Genomic DNA, 16,737 nt, shown 5'->3' with positions numbered 1-16,737 from the left:
CTGGCGGCGCACCCCTGCAGGATGCCACCATGCTGATGAAATCGTCCACCCAGTCGCTGACCGAACAACTGTCTGCCCGGTTTGCCGAACGCATCCGCAACCGCCTGATGGCGCCGGGCGCGCGGCTGCCCTCCGTGCGCCAATGCGCGCAGCAGCATGGGGTGAGCCCTTCCACCGTGGTGGCGGCCTACGACCAGCTGCTGGCGCAGGGGCTGGTGGAGGCGCGCAAGAACCGGGGTTTTTTTGTGCGTGAAAGTGGCCGGGCGGCGGACGCGTCGGACGCCGACCTCGACACACGGGCACGCCCCGACGATCTGGCGCTGGAGAGTGCGGCGGCCAACTGGAGCACGGCGCACTGGTTTGCAGCGCGTGCCGCCGGGCGCGCAGGCCCTGGGGTCTCGCCCGTCAACGCCACGGCGCTGATCCGGGGCATGTTCCACAAGATCAGCGACAAGCCCCAGCCTGGCATGGGGGTCTTCCCGCCCGACTGGCTGGAGTCCACCTTCATGCCTGCTGCGGTGCGCAAGGTCACCAACTCACGCGCTCTGCAGGACTTCTCTCTGCAATACGGCGAGCCGCTGGGCGATGCAGGCCTGCGGCGCGTGCTGGCCAAGAAGCTCTCCACGCTCAACGTGCACACGGTGCCCGAGAACATCATCACCACCGTGGGCGCCACGCACGCGCTCGACATCGTGAGCCGTACGCTGCTGCGCCCGGGCGACCCGGTGATGGTGGAGGAGCCCGGCTGGGCGGTGGAGTTTGCGCGCCTGGCTGCTTTGGGCATGCACATCCTGCCCGTGCCGCGCCGCGCCGATGGCCCTGACCTGGAGGTGATGGCGCGCTACTGCGAGGTGCACAAGCCCAAGCTCTACGTGAGCGTGAGCGTGTTCCACAACCCCACGGGCTATTGCCTGTCGCCGGGCAGTGCCCACCGCGTGCTGCAGCTGGCCAACCAGCACAACTTCCATGTGGTGGAGGACGATACCTACAGCCACATTGCACCGGAGCACGCCACGCGCCTCACGGCGCTGGATGGCCTGCAGCGCACCATCTACGTGAGCGGCTTCGCCAAGATCCTGGCGCCCAACTGGCGCATCGGCTTCATGGCTGCGCCGCCCGCGCTGGTGGAACAGTTGCTCGACACCAAGCTGCTGGCCACGCTCACCACGCCTGCGCTACTGGAAAAAGCCCTGGCCTTGTGCATCGAGCAAGGGCAGCTGCGCCGCCACGCCGAACGCATCCGCACCCGGCTCGATGCCGCCCGTGCGCGCAGCGTCAAGCTCGCCATGGGGGCGGGCTGCACCTTTGCAGCCGAGCCGGTGGGCCTGTTCGGCTGGGTGGAGACGGGGGTAGACACTGATGCGCTGTCGCAGCGCATGCTGGACGAAGGCTACCTGCTGGCGCCCGGTGCGTTGTTCCATGCAGAGCGCAAGCCCAGCACGCTCATGCGCATCAACTTTGCCACCACGCAGGAGGCGGCGTTCTGGAAGGCGTTTGCCCGGGTGCGCGACGAGCAGGCGAGGTAAGCAAGCCGGGATCGGCCCGTTCGCGCAGAGCAAGCGCTTCAACGCGTTGCAGGCCCGGGAGAAGGCACGCGGCGGCTCGGGGCGCGCTTATTTCCGTTCCACTTCCAGGTCAGACAGCACCCGCAGCAGCGCGCGGTTGACCTCTTCCAGATCCATCTCGAAGGTTTCGCACAGCTGGCGGATGGCGCTGGCATCGTCCGTCTCCAGCGCACAGGCCATCTGCAGGCCCCCGGTGTAGGGGCCGGTGCGCAGCACGGCGGCGTCGTAGATACGTTCGGACAGGGGCAGGCGCTTGAGGATGGTGCCGAGCGGCTCCCCCAGCAGCTCATCGATCTGGGAGAGCAGGCCACACAGGTAGATTTCGCGGCGCAGGTCGTTCTCGATGCCTGCGTCCAGCAGCCTGGCGGTGAGCTGGGCGCGGATCACCATGGCTTCGCGCACCGGCTGCATGTTGGCCTCGGTGCTTGCATGGGGCAGCTGGTCGGACAGCCAGCGCTTGATGGAGCTGTAGCCCATCATCACCAGGCCCCGGCGCAGCGAATCGATGCCCGTGCGCAGCCCCAATGCGGCCGAGTTGGTATAGACCATGAAGCGGTAGGCGAGCAGCGGGTCCTCGCCCATGATGTCTTCAAAGGTCTCCAGCGACTGCTCGGCGTCGATGGCTTTCATGAGCTTGAAGATCACCGCGTGCGACGGCTGTTGCGGATGGTGGCGCAGGCTGTAGAGCACGTCTTCCGTGGGCCAACCGGCCAGGGCCATCGCGTTGCCCTGGTCCAGGCAATGCTCCATGAGGGCCCGGCTGGCAATGTTTTCGTACATCTGGCCGGCCAGCACCGGGCTGGGAGTGCGCTTGGCGGCGGGCGCTGCAGTGGCAGCCGCTGCGCTGCCGGGGCGTGGGGGCGTGGCCTGCAGTGCGGTCACGGCGTCTTCGGGGCGCAGGGTCAGCAGGCTGTTGTCAAAGCAGCGGGCAATCTCGGGCTCGGGCAGCTTGTCCATGTCGCCCCGCCACACCATGCGCAACCCGCGCTGGTGCGCGGCCTTCACCCGGTCATAGATGGCCGAGTCCGACAGCCACTCGCCACGCACCTCGATCCAGGGTGCGGCCCGTGGCGCGTTCTCAAGCAGGTCGCACAGCAGCTGGCGGGTCATTGCCGAGATCAGCAGCGGGGGGGAGCTGGCTGACCACAGCTCCTGCAGCGTGCGCAGCAGGTGGCCGCCGTCGACCGCCGCCGAGGCCTCGTTGTGGGCGTACAGCTGGATGCCCGCCAGTTTGCGGGCGCGGTTCCACAAAGGGCGGTAGCCCAGGATCAGGCTGCCAAGGACGGATTGGACCATGTGCTCTCAGGCAAAAAAACGGGGCCAGCCAGCGCGCGTGGGATGGGTGTCGCCACGGTGCACCAGCCGGTGCTGAGGCCGGGCGGCACAGGGCGCACCGGGTGCAGTACCCACAACACCCTGCCGCGCAGGCTCTTAGCCAATAAAGTTGAACAGCGACAACTTCTGAACCTGCGCGTAGGACTTGAGTGCGGCCTCATAACCCACCTGCTGGTTCTGGAAGTCGGAAATGCCCTTGATCATATCGAGATCCTCCGCCCGCGAACGGTCGCCTTCAAGCTGAATGGAGCGCTTGTCCTGGTCGCCAGTGATGCGGTCTGCCCGGTTCAGCAGTTCGCCCGCAAAGCCGCGGATGTTGTGCAGCCGCTCCAGCCCCACGTCCATGTTGGCCAGTGCCTGCCCCACGGCCTGGATGGCCGCGTTGCTGTTGGGGGCGTTGCGGATGCCGTTGATGGCGCTGTCCAGTGTGCTGAACATGCTCGGGCTGGGCTGCAGGGTGACGGTGTCGCCGTTGGCAGGGTTGCCCTGGATATCGAAGGTCAGCCCCGGAATGCCGGTGACGGAAATGGTGACCGGCTTGTCGGTGGGGTAGTCGGGCACCGTGACGGGCGCAGACACGGCCCCCGTAGTGGTGTTGGTCAGCGTGTAGGTGGCAGTGCTCGTGCCCGGCGTGGCGCCCGCGCCCACCGCGCTGAAGGTGATGGTGTAGTTGTCGCCGGTGATCAGGCTCTTGTCCACGGGCGTGACGGGGGTGGTGGTGAGCTGGCGGCTGTTGGGGATGGGGCTGACGCCCGCGGTGTACACGCCATCGCGGTTGGGGTCGAACATGAAAGCGGCGTCGCCGTCCACGGTACCGGGGATGGTCACGCCATTGCTGGCGGTCTGGCCGGGCAGGCCATCAAAGACGTAGTCGGGACTGCTGCTGAGGGGCCCCAGGAACGGCGCCAGGGCGCTGCCCAGCGCGCCCAGCAACGGGATGCCATTGGTGTCCTTGCGGTTGGCCACTTCCACCAGCTGTTCGCGCAGGCCCTGCAGCTGGTTGGCGATGGTGGCGCGGTCGTTGGTGGTGAGTGTGGCGCTGCCCGCATTCACCACCAGCTCGCGGAAGCTCTGCACCAGGCCCACCGCGTCGCCCAGCGTCGATTCGGCCTGCGCGATGGCATTGCGCTGGGTTTCCAGCGCGCGCTGCTCGGTCTGGATGCGCGACAGGCGGTTGAGCGCACGCTCGGCCTGCGCGGCCGACACCGGGTCGTCGCTGGCGCGCACCACGCGTTTGCCCGAGGTCAGGTTCTCCTGCAAGGTGGTCAGGCTGGTCTGGCGCGCGCCCAGATTGCGCAGCGCGTTGTCATACATGTTGGCGGTGCCGACGCGGTAGATATTTGTGCTCATGTCGAACTCCTCACACTGGGGCGGCGGTTAGCGGCCCAGGCCCTGGATCAGCGAATCAAAAATGTTCTGTGCAATCTGGATCATCTTGGCGGATGCCTGGTAGGCCTGCTGGTATTGGATCAGCTTGGCCGCCTCTTCGTCCAGGTTCACGCCCGAGACCGCCGTGCGGTCGCGCTCCAGGTTGGCCGCGATGGTGGAAGACAGCTGTTCTGCAAACTTGGCGCTCTGGGTGCGCGTGCCCACCTGGGCAATGGCGCCCGCGTACCCGTCGGTGAGGGTGGATTCGTCAAACATTTTCACGTCGCGCAGGCCCATCAGCGCACTGGCATTGCCCGCGTTGCGGGTAAAGGTGTCGCCGTATTGCGGGTCCACCGCATTGCCGATCACCACGGTATCGCCCGTCTTGGGCGTGCCCTGCAGCGTGATTTCCCAGCCGTTGATCGAGATGGGCTGGCCCGAGGTGTAAGGCTGCGCGGTGGCCAGCGACGTGGGGGGGGCGGTGCCCCGGTCCAGCACGTCGTACGTCGTGGGCGGCCCGGCGTTGAACTGCAGCTGGATACCCCCCAGGATGGGTGGGACGGCCGCAGGGTTGGCATTGGCCGGCAGCACCAGCCCCGGCGGGTTGGGCAGGCCCGTGGCCTTGAGATTGCCCAGCTGCATGGTGCCGCCGTTGGCGGTGCCCATGGCCGCGTTGATGGGGTTGGCGGCGGCCAGGTCGCGCGGCGAATACACCAGCGCCTGGATGTTGTTGGCGGCCGTGCTGAACGGCTTGAACAGCATGCGCTCGCCGGGGTTGCCGGGTGTAGTCAGGTTGAAGTTGAGCCCGTCGATCTGCAGCGTGGCCAGATTGGCCGCGTCGGTGAACGGGGTCGATTTGCCATCGGACAGGCGCACCACCTGCCCGGCGGTACCTGTGGTGAAGCGGATTTCATAGTCCGAGGCCGCGAATTGCGTAGGGCCGGTGAACGACACCGTGCCCACACCTGCACCGTTGGTGTACCCCGGCATGCTGGTGGGCAAGGCGAACAGGTCCTTGCCCGGCACGCCGTCGAGCGTCAGGCCCAGGTTCTGCTGGTCGTTCATCGTCATGCCGATGGCCAGCGCCATGCGGCCCAGCAGGTTGCGTCCTTCGCTCAGGTCGGTGTTCTGAAAGCGCAGCAGGCCCGAGACAGTGCCGCCGCCCAGCACGTTCTCGTCCAGTTCGACGGGGGTGGCTCCGGGGCGATTGAAAAACAGCTTGGACTGGCCGCTGCCCGGGAAGGCCGTCGCATCCCCGATCGACAGGCTGGTGGCCGTGGAGCCCAGCACCAAGGGCTGGCTGCCCGCCACAAAGAGGCCCACGGTGCCGTCATCCGCCGGGATCTGGGTGGTCTGCACGTACTGGTTGATGTCGCGGATGATCTGGTCGCGCTGGTCCAGCAGGTCATTGGGGCTCTGGCCATTGCCGGTGGCACGGGCGATCTGCTCATTGATGGCCGCCATCTGGGTGGCCAGGCTGTTGATCGCGGTCACGCTGCTCTGCAGCTGTTCCTTGACGGTGTACTCGATCTCGTTGATCCGGTCGCTGGCCGTGCGCATGCGTGCGGCCGTTTCGTCCAGCCGCGTGAGCACCACCGTGCGTGCGGTGATGTCGGTGGGGCTGCTGACCACGTCCGAGAAAGCGTTCATCATGTCGTTGATGGCGGCGCCCAGACCCTGGGTGCCACCGCTGAACACTTCTTGCAACTGGCTCAGGCGCTCGGCGCGCACGGCGTCGGCCGCCTGGGTCGATCCGGCAGCGGCCGATTGCCGCGTGAGCAGCTCGCTCTGGTTGCGCAGGATGGTCTGCACGTCCACGCCCTGGCCGATGTAGCCACCGCCCGTGAACTGGCCCTGCACGGTTTGCAGCACCACGGTCTGGCGCGAATAGCCGGGCGTGTTGACGTTGGCAATGTTGTGGCCCGCCGTCTGCAGGGCCACCTGATTGGCCAGCAGGGCGCGGGCGCCGACGTTGAGCAGACTCATGGCTTACCTCGGTTCTTCTGGTCCATCATGCCTGGGCGCGCTGCACGCGCAGTGCGCTGTTGATGGCGCCGCTGAGTTTCTTGGCGTACTCGGGGTCGGTCGCGTAGCCCGCCTTTTGCAGCTCGGCCGCGTAGGCCACGGCAGAGCCCGTCTTGGCGGTGGCCTGGGCCTTTTCGTAGCGCGGGTTGTCGGTGATCAGCTTGGCGTAGTCGCGGAACGAATCCTCGTACGAGTCGTACGCACGGAACTTGGCCACCACCTTGCGGGGGGTACCGTTGATGTATTCGGTGGTGGTGATCTCGGCCACCTTGCCGGTCCAGCCCTTGCCTGCCTTGATGCCGAACAGGTTGAACGAGTTGCCGCCGCTGGCGGTCTTGATTTCGCTCTTGCCCCAGCCGGTTTCGTGTCCGGCCTGGCCGAGCATGAAGCTGGCGGGAATGCCGCTCTCCTGTGCCACGCGCTCGGCGGTGCCGCTCAGGTGCTGCACAAAGCCTTCGCGGCCTTTGGGGACCGGCAGGGTGGTATCGACGGACGACGTGGTGGCGGAGGTCGCAGACCGGGGCTGGGCCTGCGGCAGGCTCAGCGTGGAAGGCACCGAAAAGTTGGCATCTGCGCCCCCCATCTGGCGCGAGAGCTGGCGGGCAATGGCTTCCGACAGACCGCCCTGCTGGCCCGACATGTTGACCGACAGCTGCTGGTCCAGCATGTCCTGGCCCAGGTTGGCCTGCTCGCCTTCCATGAGGCCCGACTTCATCGTGGCGTCGCGCATGCTCTTGATCAGTTCGCGCATGAACAGCGACTCAAACTGCTTGGCCGCCTCGCGCGTGACCTGTGCGCTGTTGGCGGTGCCCGCGTCGTACTTGAGGGAATTGAGCGAGCGGATATCGACCGCCAGCGCGTTCGATGGGCTGGTGGTGCTACCGGAGGAGGGGAGGGTGAGGGCCATGGTCAAGCCTCTTGCGGTGGGTCACCCACAGGCCGTGAATCCGGCGCGAAGCGACGCAGGGGGTGCTTCATTCAGATCACCTCGAGCTCGGCGTTCAGTGCGCCGGCGGCTTTGATGGCCTGCAGGATGGCCAGCAGGTCGCCCGGCGTGGCGCCCAGCGTGTTGAGGGCCTTGACCACGTCGGCCAGTTGCGGCGACGCGGGCATCTGGATCACGTTGCCCGGCTCCTGGTTGATGGTGATGTCGCTCTTTTGCGTGACCACCGTCTGCCCTTGCGAGAAGGCATTGGGCTGGCTGACCACCGGTGTGGAGCTGATGGTGATGGACAGGTTGCCGTGGGCGATGGCGCAAGGCCCCAGCGTGACTGACTGGTTGAGCACCACCGACCCCGTGCGGGCGTTGATGACCACCTTGGCCGCGGGGGTGGACGATTCAAGCGGCAGCTCTTCCAGGTCGGCGATGAAGCCCACGCGGGCGCCGGGGTCGATGGGAGCCCGCACCTGTACCGTGCGGCCGTCCAGTGCGGTGGCCAGGCCTTGGCCCAGCTTGGCGTTGATCACCTGCGCCACGCGGCGGGCGGTCTGGAAGTCCGAGGCGTTCAGGCCCAGGTTGATGGTGTCGCCTTCGTTCAGGGGCGTGGGCACGGCCCGTTCCACCTGCGCACCCAGCGGAATGCGGCCTGCGCTGAGGTGGTTGATCTGCACCTTGCTGCCACCGGCCGACGCACCAGCGCCGCCGACCACCATGTTGCCCTGGGCCAGGGCATAGATCTCGCCGTCGGCGCCGCGCAGCGGCGTGACGATGAGCGTGCCGCCCTTGAGCGACTTGGCATTGCCCATGGACGAGACGTTCACGTCAATCTGCTGGCCCGGCTGGGCGAATGCGGGCAGTTGCGCGGTGACGATCACCGCTGCGACGTTCTTGAGCTGCAGCTGCGACGCCGTGCCGGGTGGCAGGCTGATACCCATCTGTTGCAGGTAATTGGACATGGCCTGCGTGGTGTAGGGCATCTGTGTGGTCTGGTCACCCGTGCCGTCCAGTCCGACGACCAGGCCGTAGCCCGTCAACTGGTTGCTGCGCACACCCTGCACCGCCGCCACTTCCTTGACGCGCAAGGCCTGCGCCGGCGTTGCCAGGCCTGCGGCCACAACGGCCAGCAGCAGCCACAGGGCGCGCACGGTGCGGGGCAGGGGGGAGTGGGACGAGGCTTTCATGGCATCCATTGTGGTGGGCCATGGCCAGAACTAAAACCCAAAAAGAAGCAGGTTCACCGGCTTATTGGATGGGTCTGGAGCGCGCTTTCACGGGGTGAGCGCAGGCGTGCGCCGCTCGCGCTCTGGCGAGTGACTTTTTGAACAAAACAGCCGGATGTGCTAGTGCTATATGCGCAAGCAGCTATCAAATTGGTAGTGATGGATGGCGCGCACCCCGCCGCCGCCCGAGAGGGCGCCGATGGGGCGCAGCGCCGATGTCCCGGCGCCAAGTGCGTGGAGATGCCGAAGCCCTGGGCGGTCAGAACGGCGTGACGGTGTTGAAGAACCGGCCCAGCCACCCCATGGCCTGGGCTTCGTTCTGCGCGCCGCGTCCGCGCGATTCGACGCGCACGTTGGCCACCTGGGTCGAGTTCACGATGCTGCCGGGCTGCAGCGCGCGTGGGTCCACCGTGCCCGAAAAGCGCAGCACATCCACGTTCTGGTTCACGCCGATCTGCTTCTCGCCGGCGATGACCAGGTGGCCGTTGGGCAGCACATCCACCACCGTGGCGGTGATGGAGCCGGTGAAGGTGTTGGCGCTTTCGGTGCCACCCTTGCCCGAGAACGCGTTGCCGGACGAAGCACCCACGCCCAGCTTGTCGGTGAAGCTGGTGCTGGTGAAGGGCAGGGCGGTCACGCCCGCGGAGACCTTGGAGTCGCGGTCCACCGTGGACGAGGACTTCTGGCTGGCCGTCACGTTCTCCACGATCTGGACGGTCACGTTGTCGCCCACCAGGCGTGCGCGGCGGTCTTCAAACGCGGGGCGGTAGCTGGCGTTGTGGAACAGCCCGCCGGTCACCGGGGGCGGGGTGCGCGGTGCAGCGGTCAGCGGCGGCGGGGTGGTGGGCAGGATGTCCACCGGCGGCGGTGGCGACAGGGTGGCGCAACCGGCGCACAGCAGTGCTGCGCCCAGGGCGGGGACGCCCGCGCGAAGCGAGCCAAGTGCCTGCAGCAGGCGAAGGGAGCGTGTGAAAGTGCGCATGGCGAAGGTCCTGGGCGAAAGCGCGGGCGAAAGGGAGGTCACAAGGGGGTCACAGCTGGGCCAGCTTGGCCAGCATCTGGTCCGAGGTCTGGATGGCCTTGGAATTCATCTCGTAGGCGCGCTGGGTCTGGATCATGGTGACCAGCTCTTCCACCACGTTCACGTTGGAGGCTTCCAGAAAGCCTTGCTTGATGATGCCCAGGCCGTTCGTGCCAGGGGTGCCTTGCTGGGGCTGGCCGGACGCGGCGGATTCCTTGAACAGGTTCTGCCCGATAGGCTCCAGGCCGGCCGGGTTGATGAAGCTGGCCATGGCCAGGTTACCCACGGTCTGCGGTTGCGTATTGCCCGGGACGGTAACAGCCACGGCGCCTTCGGCGCTGATGCTGACGCTGGTGGCGTTGGCCGGAATGGTGATGCCGTTGACCACGGGCAGCCCGCTGGATGTGACCATGCGGCCCTGCGCATCGACCTGGAAGGAGCCGTCGCGGGTGTAGCCCACGGTGCCGTCGGGCATGGTCACTTCAAAGAAGCCGTTGCCGTTGATGGCGACGTCCAGGTTGTTCTTGGACTCCTGCAGGCTGCCCTGCATGAAGTTGCGGCTGGTCGCCACGGTGCGCACGCCCAGGCCCAGGTGCAGGCCGGTGGGCAGCTGGTTCTGCTCGGTGGTGTTGGCGCCCACCTGGCGCAGGTTCTGGTAGATCAGGTCTTCGAACACCGCGTTGTTGCGCTTGTAGCCGGTGGTGGAGACGTTGGCCAGGTTGTGCGAGATGACGTCGAGCTGGGTCTGCTGGGCAGACATGCCGGTCTTGGCGATCCAGAGGGAGTTGATCATGGTGCTTCCTTATGGCGGGTGCGTGCGTGGGGTGGCAGCGGCATCAGCCGTTCATGCTCAGCAACTGGCTGGCGGTCTTGTCGTTGGTTTCGGCGGTCTGCAGCAGCTTCATCTGCTGCTCGAACTGGCGCGATGCAGCGATCATCCCGACCATGCATTCGACCGGGTTCACGTTCGAGCCTTCCAGCGCCCCTGACAGCATGCGCGCGTTGGCGTCATTGGGCATGGGGTCGCCCGAGGTGGTGCGAAACAGCCCGTCGTCGCCGCGCTTGAGCGGGTCTTCGGGCGTGGGCGTAGCCAGCTTGAGGCGGCCGATGGCCTGGGCGGGCTGGCCCGGAATCTTGGAGGTCACGGTGCCGTCCGACCCGAGCGATACATCGGCCCCGGGTGGCACGTCGATGGGCGCGCCGCCGTCCGACAGCACGGGCAGTCCGGTGGGGGTGAGCAGCTGGCCCGTGGCCGACACTTCAAAGCTGCCGGCGCGGGTGTAGGCCTCGGTGCCATCCAGCCCCTGCACGGCAAACCAGGCATTGCCCGCGGCCATCGCGTCGAGGTTGCGGCCGGTGCGCTGCACGGGGCCAGGGGTGTTGACGTAGCCCGAAGTGGCCTCCAGCGCAAACACGCGCGTCTTGGCGCCGTCGCCCTGCAGGGGCACCGAGCGGAAGGTGGACATCTCGGCGCGGAACCCGCCGGTGGACACGTTGGCCAGGTTGTTGGACAGCACCGCCTGCCGGTGGGCGGCGGCGTTGGCGCCTGTCATCGAGGTGTAGATGATGCGGTCCATGGGGGCTCTCCGGTGTCCTGTACGGGTTCAGTAGGGGCTCAGCCGGTCAGCGCAGGTTGACCAGGGTGGACATCACCTGGTCTTGCGTCTTGATGGTCTGTGCGTTGGCCTGGTAGGCGCGCTGGGCGGTCATCATGTTCACCAGCTCGGCCGTGAGGTCCACGTTGGAGTCTTCGAGGGCGCCGGAGCGCAGCGAACCAAAGCTGCCATCCGTGGCGGTGCCGACGACGGGCTGGCCCGACTCGAACGTGGCCACCCAGTTGTTGCTGCCTACCGAGGCCAGGCCCTGCGTGTTGCGGAAGCTGGACAGCGCGAGCTGGCCTTCGGCACGCGTCACTCCGTTGGAGTAACGGGTCATGATCATCCCGTTGTTCTCGATGTTGATGCCGGTCAGCTCGCCCGAGGTGTAGCCGTCCTGGCTCAGGTTGGACACCGCGAACTTGGTGCCGAACTGGGTCACCTTGTCCAGGCTCACGTCCACGGTGTAGGTGGGCAGGTTGTTGGGGTTGGGCGGCGTGGGGTTGACGGTGAGCGGCAGCGAGAAGCCGGTGGCGGGTGGCGTAGCCACCGGGCCGGTGATGGTGCCGTTGTTGTCGAACGTGATCTGGCCGATGGGCGTGGCCACCACAGGCGGCACGGCCGTGGGGTCGTCCAGGGCGTCGTACACGTCCCAGGTGTTGTCGGTGGCGGTTTTTTGGAAGTACAGGCTCACCGGCTTGGCGACCCCTTGGCTGTCGAACACGTTGATCGACGTGCCATAGGTGGCGCGTGGCGTGGCCGGGATGGGGGGCGTGGCCGCAGGGTCGCCTGCGGCGTCGGTGGCGCGGGCATCCAGGTTGAAGGCTGCCGTGATCTTGGTGGTCTGCTTGGCAGGGATCGGCTCGGAGGTCGGGAACACCATGGGGATGGGGTCGGTGCCGGAGCGCAGGCCGGTGACCGGGTCCACCGGGAAGCCCATCACCTTGGCGTTGTCGTTGGTGATCATGTTGCCTTCCTTGTCCAGCTTGAAGTTGCCGGAGCGGGTGTAGGCGGCGGTGCCATCGGGCAGGGTCAGGCTGAAGAACCCGTTGCCGTTGATGGCCACGTCCAGGCTGTTGCCGGTGATGGTCAGGTTGCCCTGGGTGAACTGCTGTGCCACGGCAGCGACTTCCACCCCGATGCCCGCGTTGGAGCCACCGGCAGAGCCGATGGCCGAGGCCACCATCTCGGCAAACTCGGCCCGCGAGGCCTTGAACCCGACGGTGTTGGAGTTGGCAATGTTGTGCCCGATGACATCGAGGTTCTTGCTGGCGGCGTTCAAGCCGGACAGGCCTTGCTGAAAACTCATGGTGTTCTCCTGTTGACGCGATACGAAGCGGGCTGGTGTTACACCAAGGCCTTGATCTGGCTGTAGTTGATGGTTTTTCCGTTGGACAGGCTCAGCACCAGCTGTCCGTCCTCGGCGCCTGCGGCCGTGACCTTGGCCAGGCTCAGAGCGGTGGAATCCAGCTTGGTGGAGCCATTGACGGCGGTCACGCGGAACTGCAGTGCATCGGTGGCGCCGGTGTACTTGCTGGCGTCCCAGTCGAAGGTGTGGCGGCCTGCTGCCTTGGCGCCCAGGTCGATGGTGTCCACCACCTGCCCGCCTGCGGTCGTGACCTCGATCTTCACGTTGGTGGCGGCCGAGCCCAGCTCGAAGCCGCCCTTGCCCGCCTTGTCCGCCACCGCCAGGCTGGAGCCCTCGGTCAGCACGTTGCGGCCGACCAGGGCGGTGCCCTGCATGACCTGCAGCGAGTTGAACTGCGCGGCCATGCTCTGCATGGTCTGGTTCAGCTGCTGGATGCCGGTCACCGTGTTGATCTGCGCGATCTGCGAGGTCATCTGGGCGTTGTCCAGGGGGTTCATCGGGTCCTGGTTGTTCAGCTGCGCCACCAGCAGTTTCAAGAAGCGGTCCTGGGCTGCCGAGGGGTCGCTTGCGGCATTGGCTTTGGTGGACGCATCCGTGGTGGTGGTAACGGCGTTGGTGGCACTGAGAATCATGGTGGGGTCTCCCGGGAATTACTGGCCCATCTGCAGGGTCTTGAGGAGCAGCGACTTGGCCGTGTTCATGACCTCGACGTTGTTCTGGTACGAGCGCGAGGCGGAGATCATGTTGACCATCTCCTCCACCGCATTGACGTTGGAGTGGGTCACGTAGCCCTCGGCGTCTGCCGACGGGTGGCTGGGGTCGTGCACGCGGCGGCCGGGCACATTGCTTTCGCTGACGCCGCTGACCTTGACGCCCGCAGAGCTGTCGGCCCCCATGGGTGCCGTCTGGAACACCACCTGGCGTGCCTTGTAGGCCTGTCCGTCGGGGCCAGCCACGGCATCCACGTTGGCCAGGTTGCTGGCCACCACGTTGAGTCGCTGCGACTGCGCACTGATGGCGCTGCCCGACACGTTGAAGATCGAAAACATGGACATGGGGTGGCTCGCTTTCTGCGCTGCAGGTCTGGCTGCTTACTGGCCCTGGATGGCGCTGAGCATGGTTTTGGCGTTGCCGTTGATGAACCGCAGCGTGGCTTCGTAGCGCACAGCGTTGTCCACGAAGTTGGCGCGCTCGCGGTCCAGGTCCACCGAGTTGTTGTCCAGGCTGGGTTGCGTCTGCACGGCATAGCCCAGCGCGCCCTGCCGGTCGATGCTGGTGCTGGAATTCACGGTGGGCAGCGGGATATGGTGCGGATCGGTGGTGCCTGCGGTTCCGTACGAGCCGCCGGTGGCCAGCCGCGTGACCGCCGCTCCAGCGGTGCCCGTGGCGGAAGAGGTCATGCCCGTGGCCTCGCGCAGCGCGTCGCCAAACTTGAAGTCGCGGGCCACGTAGCCGGGCGTGTCGGCATTGGCAATGTTGCTGGCGATGGCGCGCTGGCGTTCCCCGCGCAACACCAGGGCGTTGCCGTGAAAATTCAGCTGGTTGGTCATCTTGTCAAGCATGTGTGCCTCACACCGTCGGTTGCAAAGTCGCCAGCCCCGGGGGCTTTTTGGCGTTGCTCGATTATGGAAACCGCGCCTTTTTTCTAAAGCGCGAAGAACTGGCAAATGGATGCGCAGTTCCGGGTTTTGCGCATGGGCCATCTGCCTATAGTTCCAGGGGTGAAATGGCCCCTGCCTTCCGTAGCGCACCGTGCGCGGGCAGCCTGGCCAGCCGATGCCCAGGAGGCTCCCATGACCATCCGCTCCTTTTTCTCTCCTGCCAACCATGGCGCCGCGCTGCGCAGCACCACCCGGTCGTTGCTGGCTGTGCATGCCCGCGCCATGTTGCGTCGGTTGTGCCTGGTGGGCGCCGTGGCTGGGGCCGCGCTGGGCACTGGTGGTGCTGTACACGCCCAGTCGGCGGCAGACCCCGCGGCAGATCTGGGCCCACTCACCCAGCGCTGGCTGGACGATGCGATGTCCCGCAACCCGTCCTCTGCACTGCCTTTGCGTATGGAAGTAAGTGTTGGCTCACTGGATTCGCGCCTGCGGCTGGCGCCCTGCGCGCGCGTTGAACCTTATCTCCCCGTGGGTGCCCGCCTGTGGGGCCGCACACGCCTGGGGCTGCGCTGCGTGGAGGGCGCCACCGCATGGAATGTGTTTTTGCCAGTGACCATCAAGGCGTTTGGCCCGGCCTGGGTACTGACCAACAATGTGGCACCGGGTGCCGTGCTGACGGCCAATGACGCCACCGAGGCCGAGGTAGACTGGGCGGCCGATGCCTCTCCTGTCATGGCCAATCCCGACCTGTGGGTGGGCCAGACCGCTGCCCGCCAGCTGGTGGCAGGGCAGGCGGTGCGCCAGGCCATGGTGCGAGCCCCTCTGCTGTTCAAGGCCGGCGCACAGGTGAAGGTGGTGGCTCAGGGGCCGGGTTATGCGGTCAGTTCAGCGGGTCAGGCACTGACCGCAGGCTCTTCCGGGCAGACTGTGCGCGTTCGCATGGAGAATGGGCGCATAGTAAGTGGAACTGTGAATGATTCTGGGACAGTGGACGTCACTCTGTGATGACGCCCTGGCAATAAATGGCTAAAGTCCGGGCCAAATGGGTCGAAAACATTGCTACTGATGCCCCACATCCAACGGGGTGGTGGAGAGAGCGATGAAGATAGGTCAAACACCGGAACTGCCGGGCGGGTTGCCGCCGACGGGGCTTGCCAAGCAAGCCAAGGCCCCAGCAAGCGCTGCTGAAGGCGCCGCCAAAGACGCGCTCGTTGCGTCATCCGCCGGTGTGCCTGTCACTGTTTCTACCGCTGCCCGGGCGCTCAGCCCTTCCACCCGCAGCACGGCTGATTTTGATGCGGGCAAGGTCAAGGCCGTGCGCGCTGCCATCGAAAAGGGCGAATTTTCGGTGGATGCCGAAGCCATCGCCGACAAGCTGTTGTCCAACGCCCAGGAGATCCTGTCCCGCTCGCGGGGCTGATCGGCGTTTTGCTCCCCGGCGCAATCCATCGCACAATGCGCCATGTCTCTGGAAGAATCCCTCTCGGCTGTTGAGCAGCTGATCGAACAAGTCTCGACCGCACTCCTGGCGGCAGACCCTACCTCCCTGGAAAAACACAGTACGGCCTTGCGTGATGCAGCGGCCGATTTTTCGCGCGCTCTGGAGCAAGCGGCCGCGCGTGGCATGCCTCTGCCGGCGTCGCTGCAAAAGCGCGCGGATGCTATCCGCACCATGCTGGCCCTGCATCGTGAAAGCCTGGCCCGGCTTGCCGCCAGCACCGACCGCCAGGCCGCCGGCCTGCTGCCTCCGTCCAATGCAGCGTCTACCTACGGTGATGGCCTGGGCACGCGTGGTGCTGCGCCGGGCGTCGCGCGCATCTACCGCTCAGCGGGCTGAGCGCGCCTCATTTCTCAAAAGGGTTTTGTGGCCGGGGGCCACATGCGACACCCTAGGAGCCTGGTTGGCACACGCCACGGCCCTCGCGGCGCCCGGCGTGGTTGGCGTACGCGCTCAGTGCGCGCGCATCTTGGCCCGCAGCCGGGCGATGGACTGGCTGTGTAGCTGGCACACGCGCGACTCGGTGACGCCGAGCACGGCGGCGATCTCCTTGAGGTTCATGTCATGTTCGTAGTACATGCCCATGATGTGCTGCTCGCGCTCTGGCAAGGTTTTGATGGCGTTCACCAGCGATATCTTGAGCCGCTGGTCGCGCAGCAACTCCACCGGGTCGGCCGCGCTGTCGGCAACGTGGCGGTCCAGAAAACCGTCCTCGTCGTCGTTGCCATGCGTCATGTCTTCCAGGTACACCAGCTGGGTACCCCGCACCTTGCCCAGCAGATTCTGGTAGTCCGCCAGGCCCATGCCCATTTCGCCCGCTATCTCTGACTCCAGCGGGCTGCGGCCCAGCTTTTGCTCCAGCCGGTGTACGGCATGTTCAATGTCTTTCTGGCTCTTGCGCGAGCTGCGGCTCATCCAGTCACCCTCGCGCAGCTCGTCGAGCATGGCGCCCCGGATGCGCTGGGTGGCAAAGGTTTCAAACTGCACGCCCTGGGCGACTTCGTAGCGGGACAGTGCTTCGGCCAGGCCCATCATGCCGACCTGGATCAAGTCGTCCAGCTCGACGTTGGGAGGCAGCTTGGCGATCATGTGGTGCGCAATCCTCCGCACCAGCGGTACATGCTGGCGGATCATGGCATCGCGATCAAGCTGGCCTTTGGCGGTGTACATAGAGAGGGTGTTATGCACTGGTAGGGCGGG

At 66.2% G+C, this 16,737-nt stretch carries 17 protein-coding genes; 4 read left to right on the top strand and 13 right to left on the bottom strand.

Annotated elements, in window-relative coordinates:
* Nucleotides 1–29 precede the first annotated feature (29 nt).
* The gene (locus tag C8C99_RS12245; RefSeq protein WP_108625895.1) at nucleotides 30–1,526 is read left to right on the top strand and encodes a PLP-dependent aminotransferase family protein; all 1,497 of its coding nucleotides are present in this window, start codon (nucleotides 30–32) and stop codon (nucleotides 1,524–1,526) included.
* A gap of 87 nt (nucleotides 1,527–1,613) precedes the next feature.
* Here the strand turns inward: C8C99_RS12245 and C8C99_RS12240 are convergent, their stop codons facing one another.
* From C8C99_RS12240 to C8C99_RS12185, 12 genes are all read right to left on the bottom strand, one after another.
* Nucleotides 1,614–2,861, bottom strand: a complete 1,248-nt coding sequence (locus C8C99_RS12240) for an HDOD domain-containing protein (RefSeq protein ID WP_056648198.1) — start codon at nucleotides 2,859–2,861, stop codon at nucleotides 1,614–1,616.
* 135 nt (nucleotides 2,862–2,996) lie between these two features.
* Complete coding sequence (gene flgL / locus C8C99_RS12235; protein WP_108625894.1) at nucleotides 2,997–4,250, bottom strand: flagellar hook-associated protein FlgL; 1,254 nt, start codon at nucleotides 4,248–4,250, stop codon at nucleotides 2,997–2,999.
* Nucleotides 4,251–4,277: 27 nt separating this feature from the next.
* Complete coding sequence (flgK, locus tag C8C99_RS12230) at nucleotides 4,278–6,254, bottom strand: flagellar hook-associated protein FlgK (protein ID WP_108625893.1); 1,977 nt, start codon at nucleotides 6,252–6,254, stop codon at nucleotides 4,278–4,280.
* A 25-nt stretch (nucleotides 6,255–6,279) separates the two neighbouring features.
* Nucleotides 6,280–7,200: a flagellar assembly peptidoglycan hydrolase FlgJ gene (flgJ, locus tag C8C99_RS12225; RefSeq protein ID WP_108625892.1), complete on the bottom strand. Its 921-nt coding sequence runs from the start codon at nucleotides 7,198–7,200 to the stop codon at nucleotides 6,280–6,282.
* A gap of 71 nt (nucleotides 7,201–7,271) precedes the next feature.
* Complete coding sequence (locus C8C99_RS12220) at nucleotides 7,272–8,423, bottom strand: flagellar basal body P-ring protein FlgI (protein WP_304529397.1); 1,152 nt, start codon at nucleotides 8,421–8,423, stop codon at nucleotides 7,272–7,274.
* Between the two features lie 289 nt (nucleotides 8,424–8,712).
* Nucleotides 8,713–9,435, bottom strand: a complete 723-nt coding sequence (locus C8C99_RS12215) for a flagellar basal body L-ring protein FlgH (protein ID WP_233247213.1) — start codon at nucleotides 9,433–9,435, stop codon at nucleotides 8,713–8,715.
* A gap of 49 nt (nucleotides 9,436–9,484) precedes the next feature.
* The gene (gene flgG / locus C8C99_RS12210) at nucleotides 9,485–10,267 is read right to left on the bottom strand and encodes a flagellar basal-body rod protein FlgG (protein WP_056648212.1); all 783 of its coding nucleotides are present in this window, start codon (nucleotides 10,265–10,267) and stop codon (nucleotides 9,485–9,487) included.
* 43 nt (nucleotides 10,268–10,310) lie between these two features.
* Complete coding sequence (gene flgF, locus C8C99_RS12205; RefSeq protein WP_015015835.1) at nucleotides 10,311–11,051, bottom strand: flagellar basal-body rod protein FlgF; 741 nt, start codon at nucleotides 11,049–11,051, stop codon at nucleotides 10,311–10,313.
* A gap of 46 nt (nucleotides 11,052–11,097) precedes the next feature.
* Nucleotides 11,098–12,378 (bottom strand): flagellar hook protein FlgE, encoded by a 1,281-nt coding sequence (gene flgE / locus C8C99_RS12200; protein ID WP_108625891.1) that lies wholly within the window; start codon nucleotides 12,376–12,378, stop codon nucleotides 11,098–11,100.
* A 38-nt stretch (nucleotides 12,379–12,416) separates the two neighbouring features.
* Nucleotides 12,417–13,070 carry a flagellar hook assembly protein FlgD gene (locus tag C8C99_RS12195; protein ID WP_108625890.1) on the bottom strand — a complete coding sequence of 218 codons (654 nt, stop codon included), beginning with the start codon at nucleotides 13,068–13,070 and terminating at the stop codon, nucleotides 12,417–12,419.
* Nucleotides 13,071–13,088: 18 nt separating this feature from the next.
* Nucleotides 13,089–13,493, bottom strand: coding sequence for a flagellar basal body rod protein FlgC (flgC, locus tag C8C99_RS12190; protein WP_056648222.1), 405 nt, complete (start codon nucleotides 13,491–13,493; stop codon nucleotides 13,089–13,091).
* 36 nt (nucleotides 13,494–13,529) lie between these two features.
* A complete protein-coding gene (locus C8C99_RS12185) occupies nucleotides 13,530–14,000 on the bottom strand; it encodes a flagellar basal body protein (protein WP_056065666.1) in 471 nt (156 codons plus the stop codon).
* A gap of 321 nt (nucleotides 14,001–14,321) precedes the next feature.
* Here C8C99_RS12185 and flgA point away from each other — a divergent pair, with 321 nt between their 5' ends.
* The 3 genes from flgA to C8C99_RS12170 all read left to right on the top strand — a co-directional run bounded on the left by flgA (nucleotide 14,322) and on the right by C8C99_RS12170 (nucleotide 15,876).
* On the top strand, nucleotides 14,322–15,044 hold the full coding sequence (flgA, locus tag C8C99_RS12180; protein ID WP_233247370.1) for a flagellar basal body P-ring formation chaperone FlgA: 723 nt from the start codon (nucleotides 14,322–14,324) through the stop codon (nucleotides 15,042–15,044).
* 94 nt (nucleotides 15,045–15,138) lie between these two features.
* Nucleotides 15,139–15,459 carry a flagellar biosynthesis anti-sigma factor FlgM gene (flgM, locus tag C8C99_RS12175; protein WP_056648228.1) on the top strand — a complete coding sequence of 107 codons (321 nt, stop codon included), beginning with the start codon at nucleotides 15,139–15,141 and terminating at the stop codon, nucleotides 15,457–15,459.
* Between the two features lie 42 nt (nucleotides 15,460–15,501).
* Entirely contained in the window at nucleotides 15,502–15,876 is a 375-nt protein-coding gene (locus C8C99_RS12170; RefSeq protein WP_056648231.1) for a hypothetical protein, read from the top strand.
* A 114-nt stretch (nucleotides 15,877–15,990) separates the two neighbouring features.
* Here the strand turns inward: C8C99_RS12170 and C8C99_RS12165 are convergent, their stop codons facing one another.
* Nucleotides 15,991–16,707 (bottom strand): RNA polymerase sigma factor FliA, encoded by a 717-nt coding sequence (locus tag C8C99_RS12165; protein ID WP_108625888.1) that lies wholly within the window; start codon nucleotides 16,705–16,707, stop codon nucleotides 15,991–15,993.
* Nucleotides 16,708–16,737: the final 30 nt, after the last annotated feature.

The sequence above is a fragment of the Acidovorax sp. 107 genome (assembly GCF_003058055.1).
GTDB lineage: Bacteria > Pseudomonadota > Gammaproteobacteria > Burkholderiales > Burkholderiaceae_C > Acidovorax.
The sequence above is the reverse complement of the archived record's forward strand: the minus strand, read 5'-3'. Positions and strand labels throughout refer to the sequence as shown.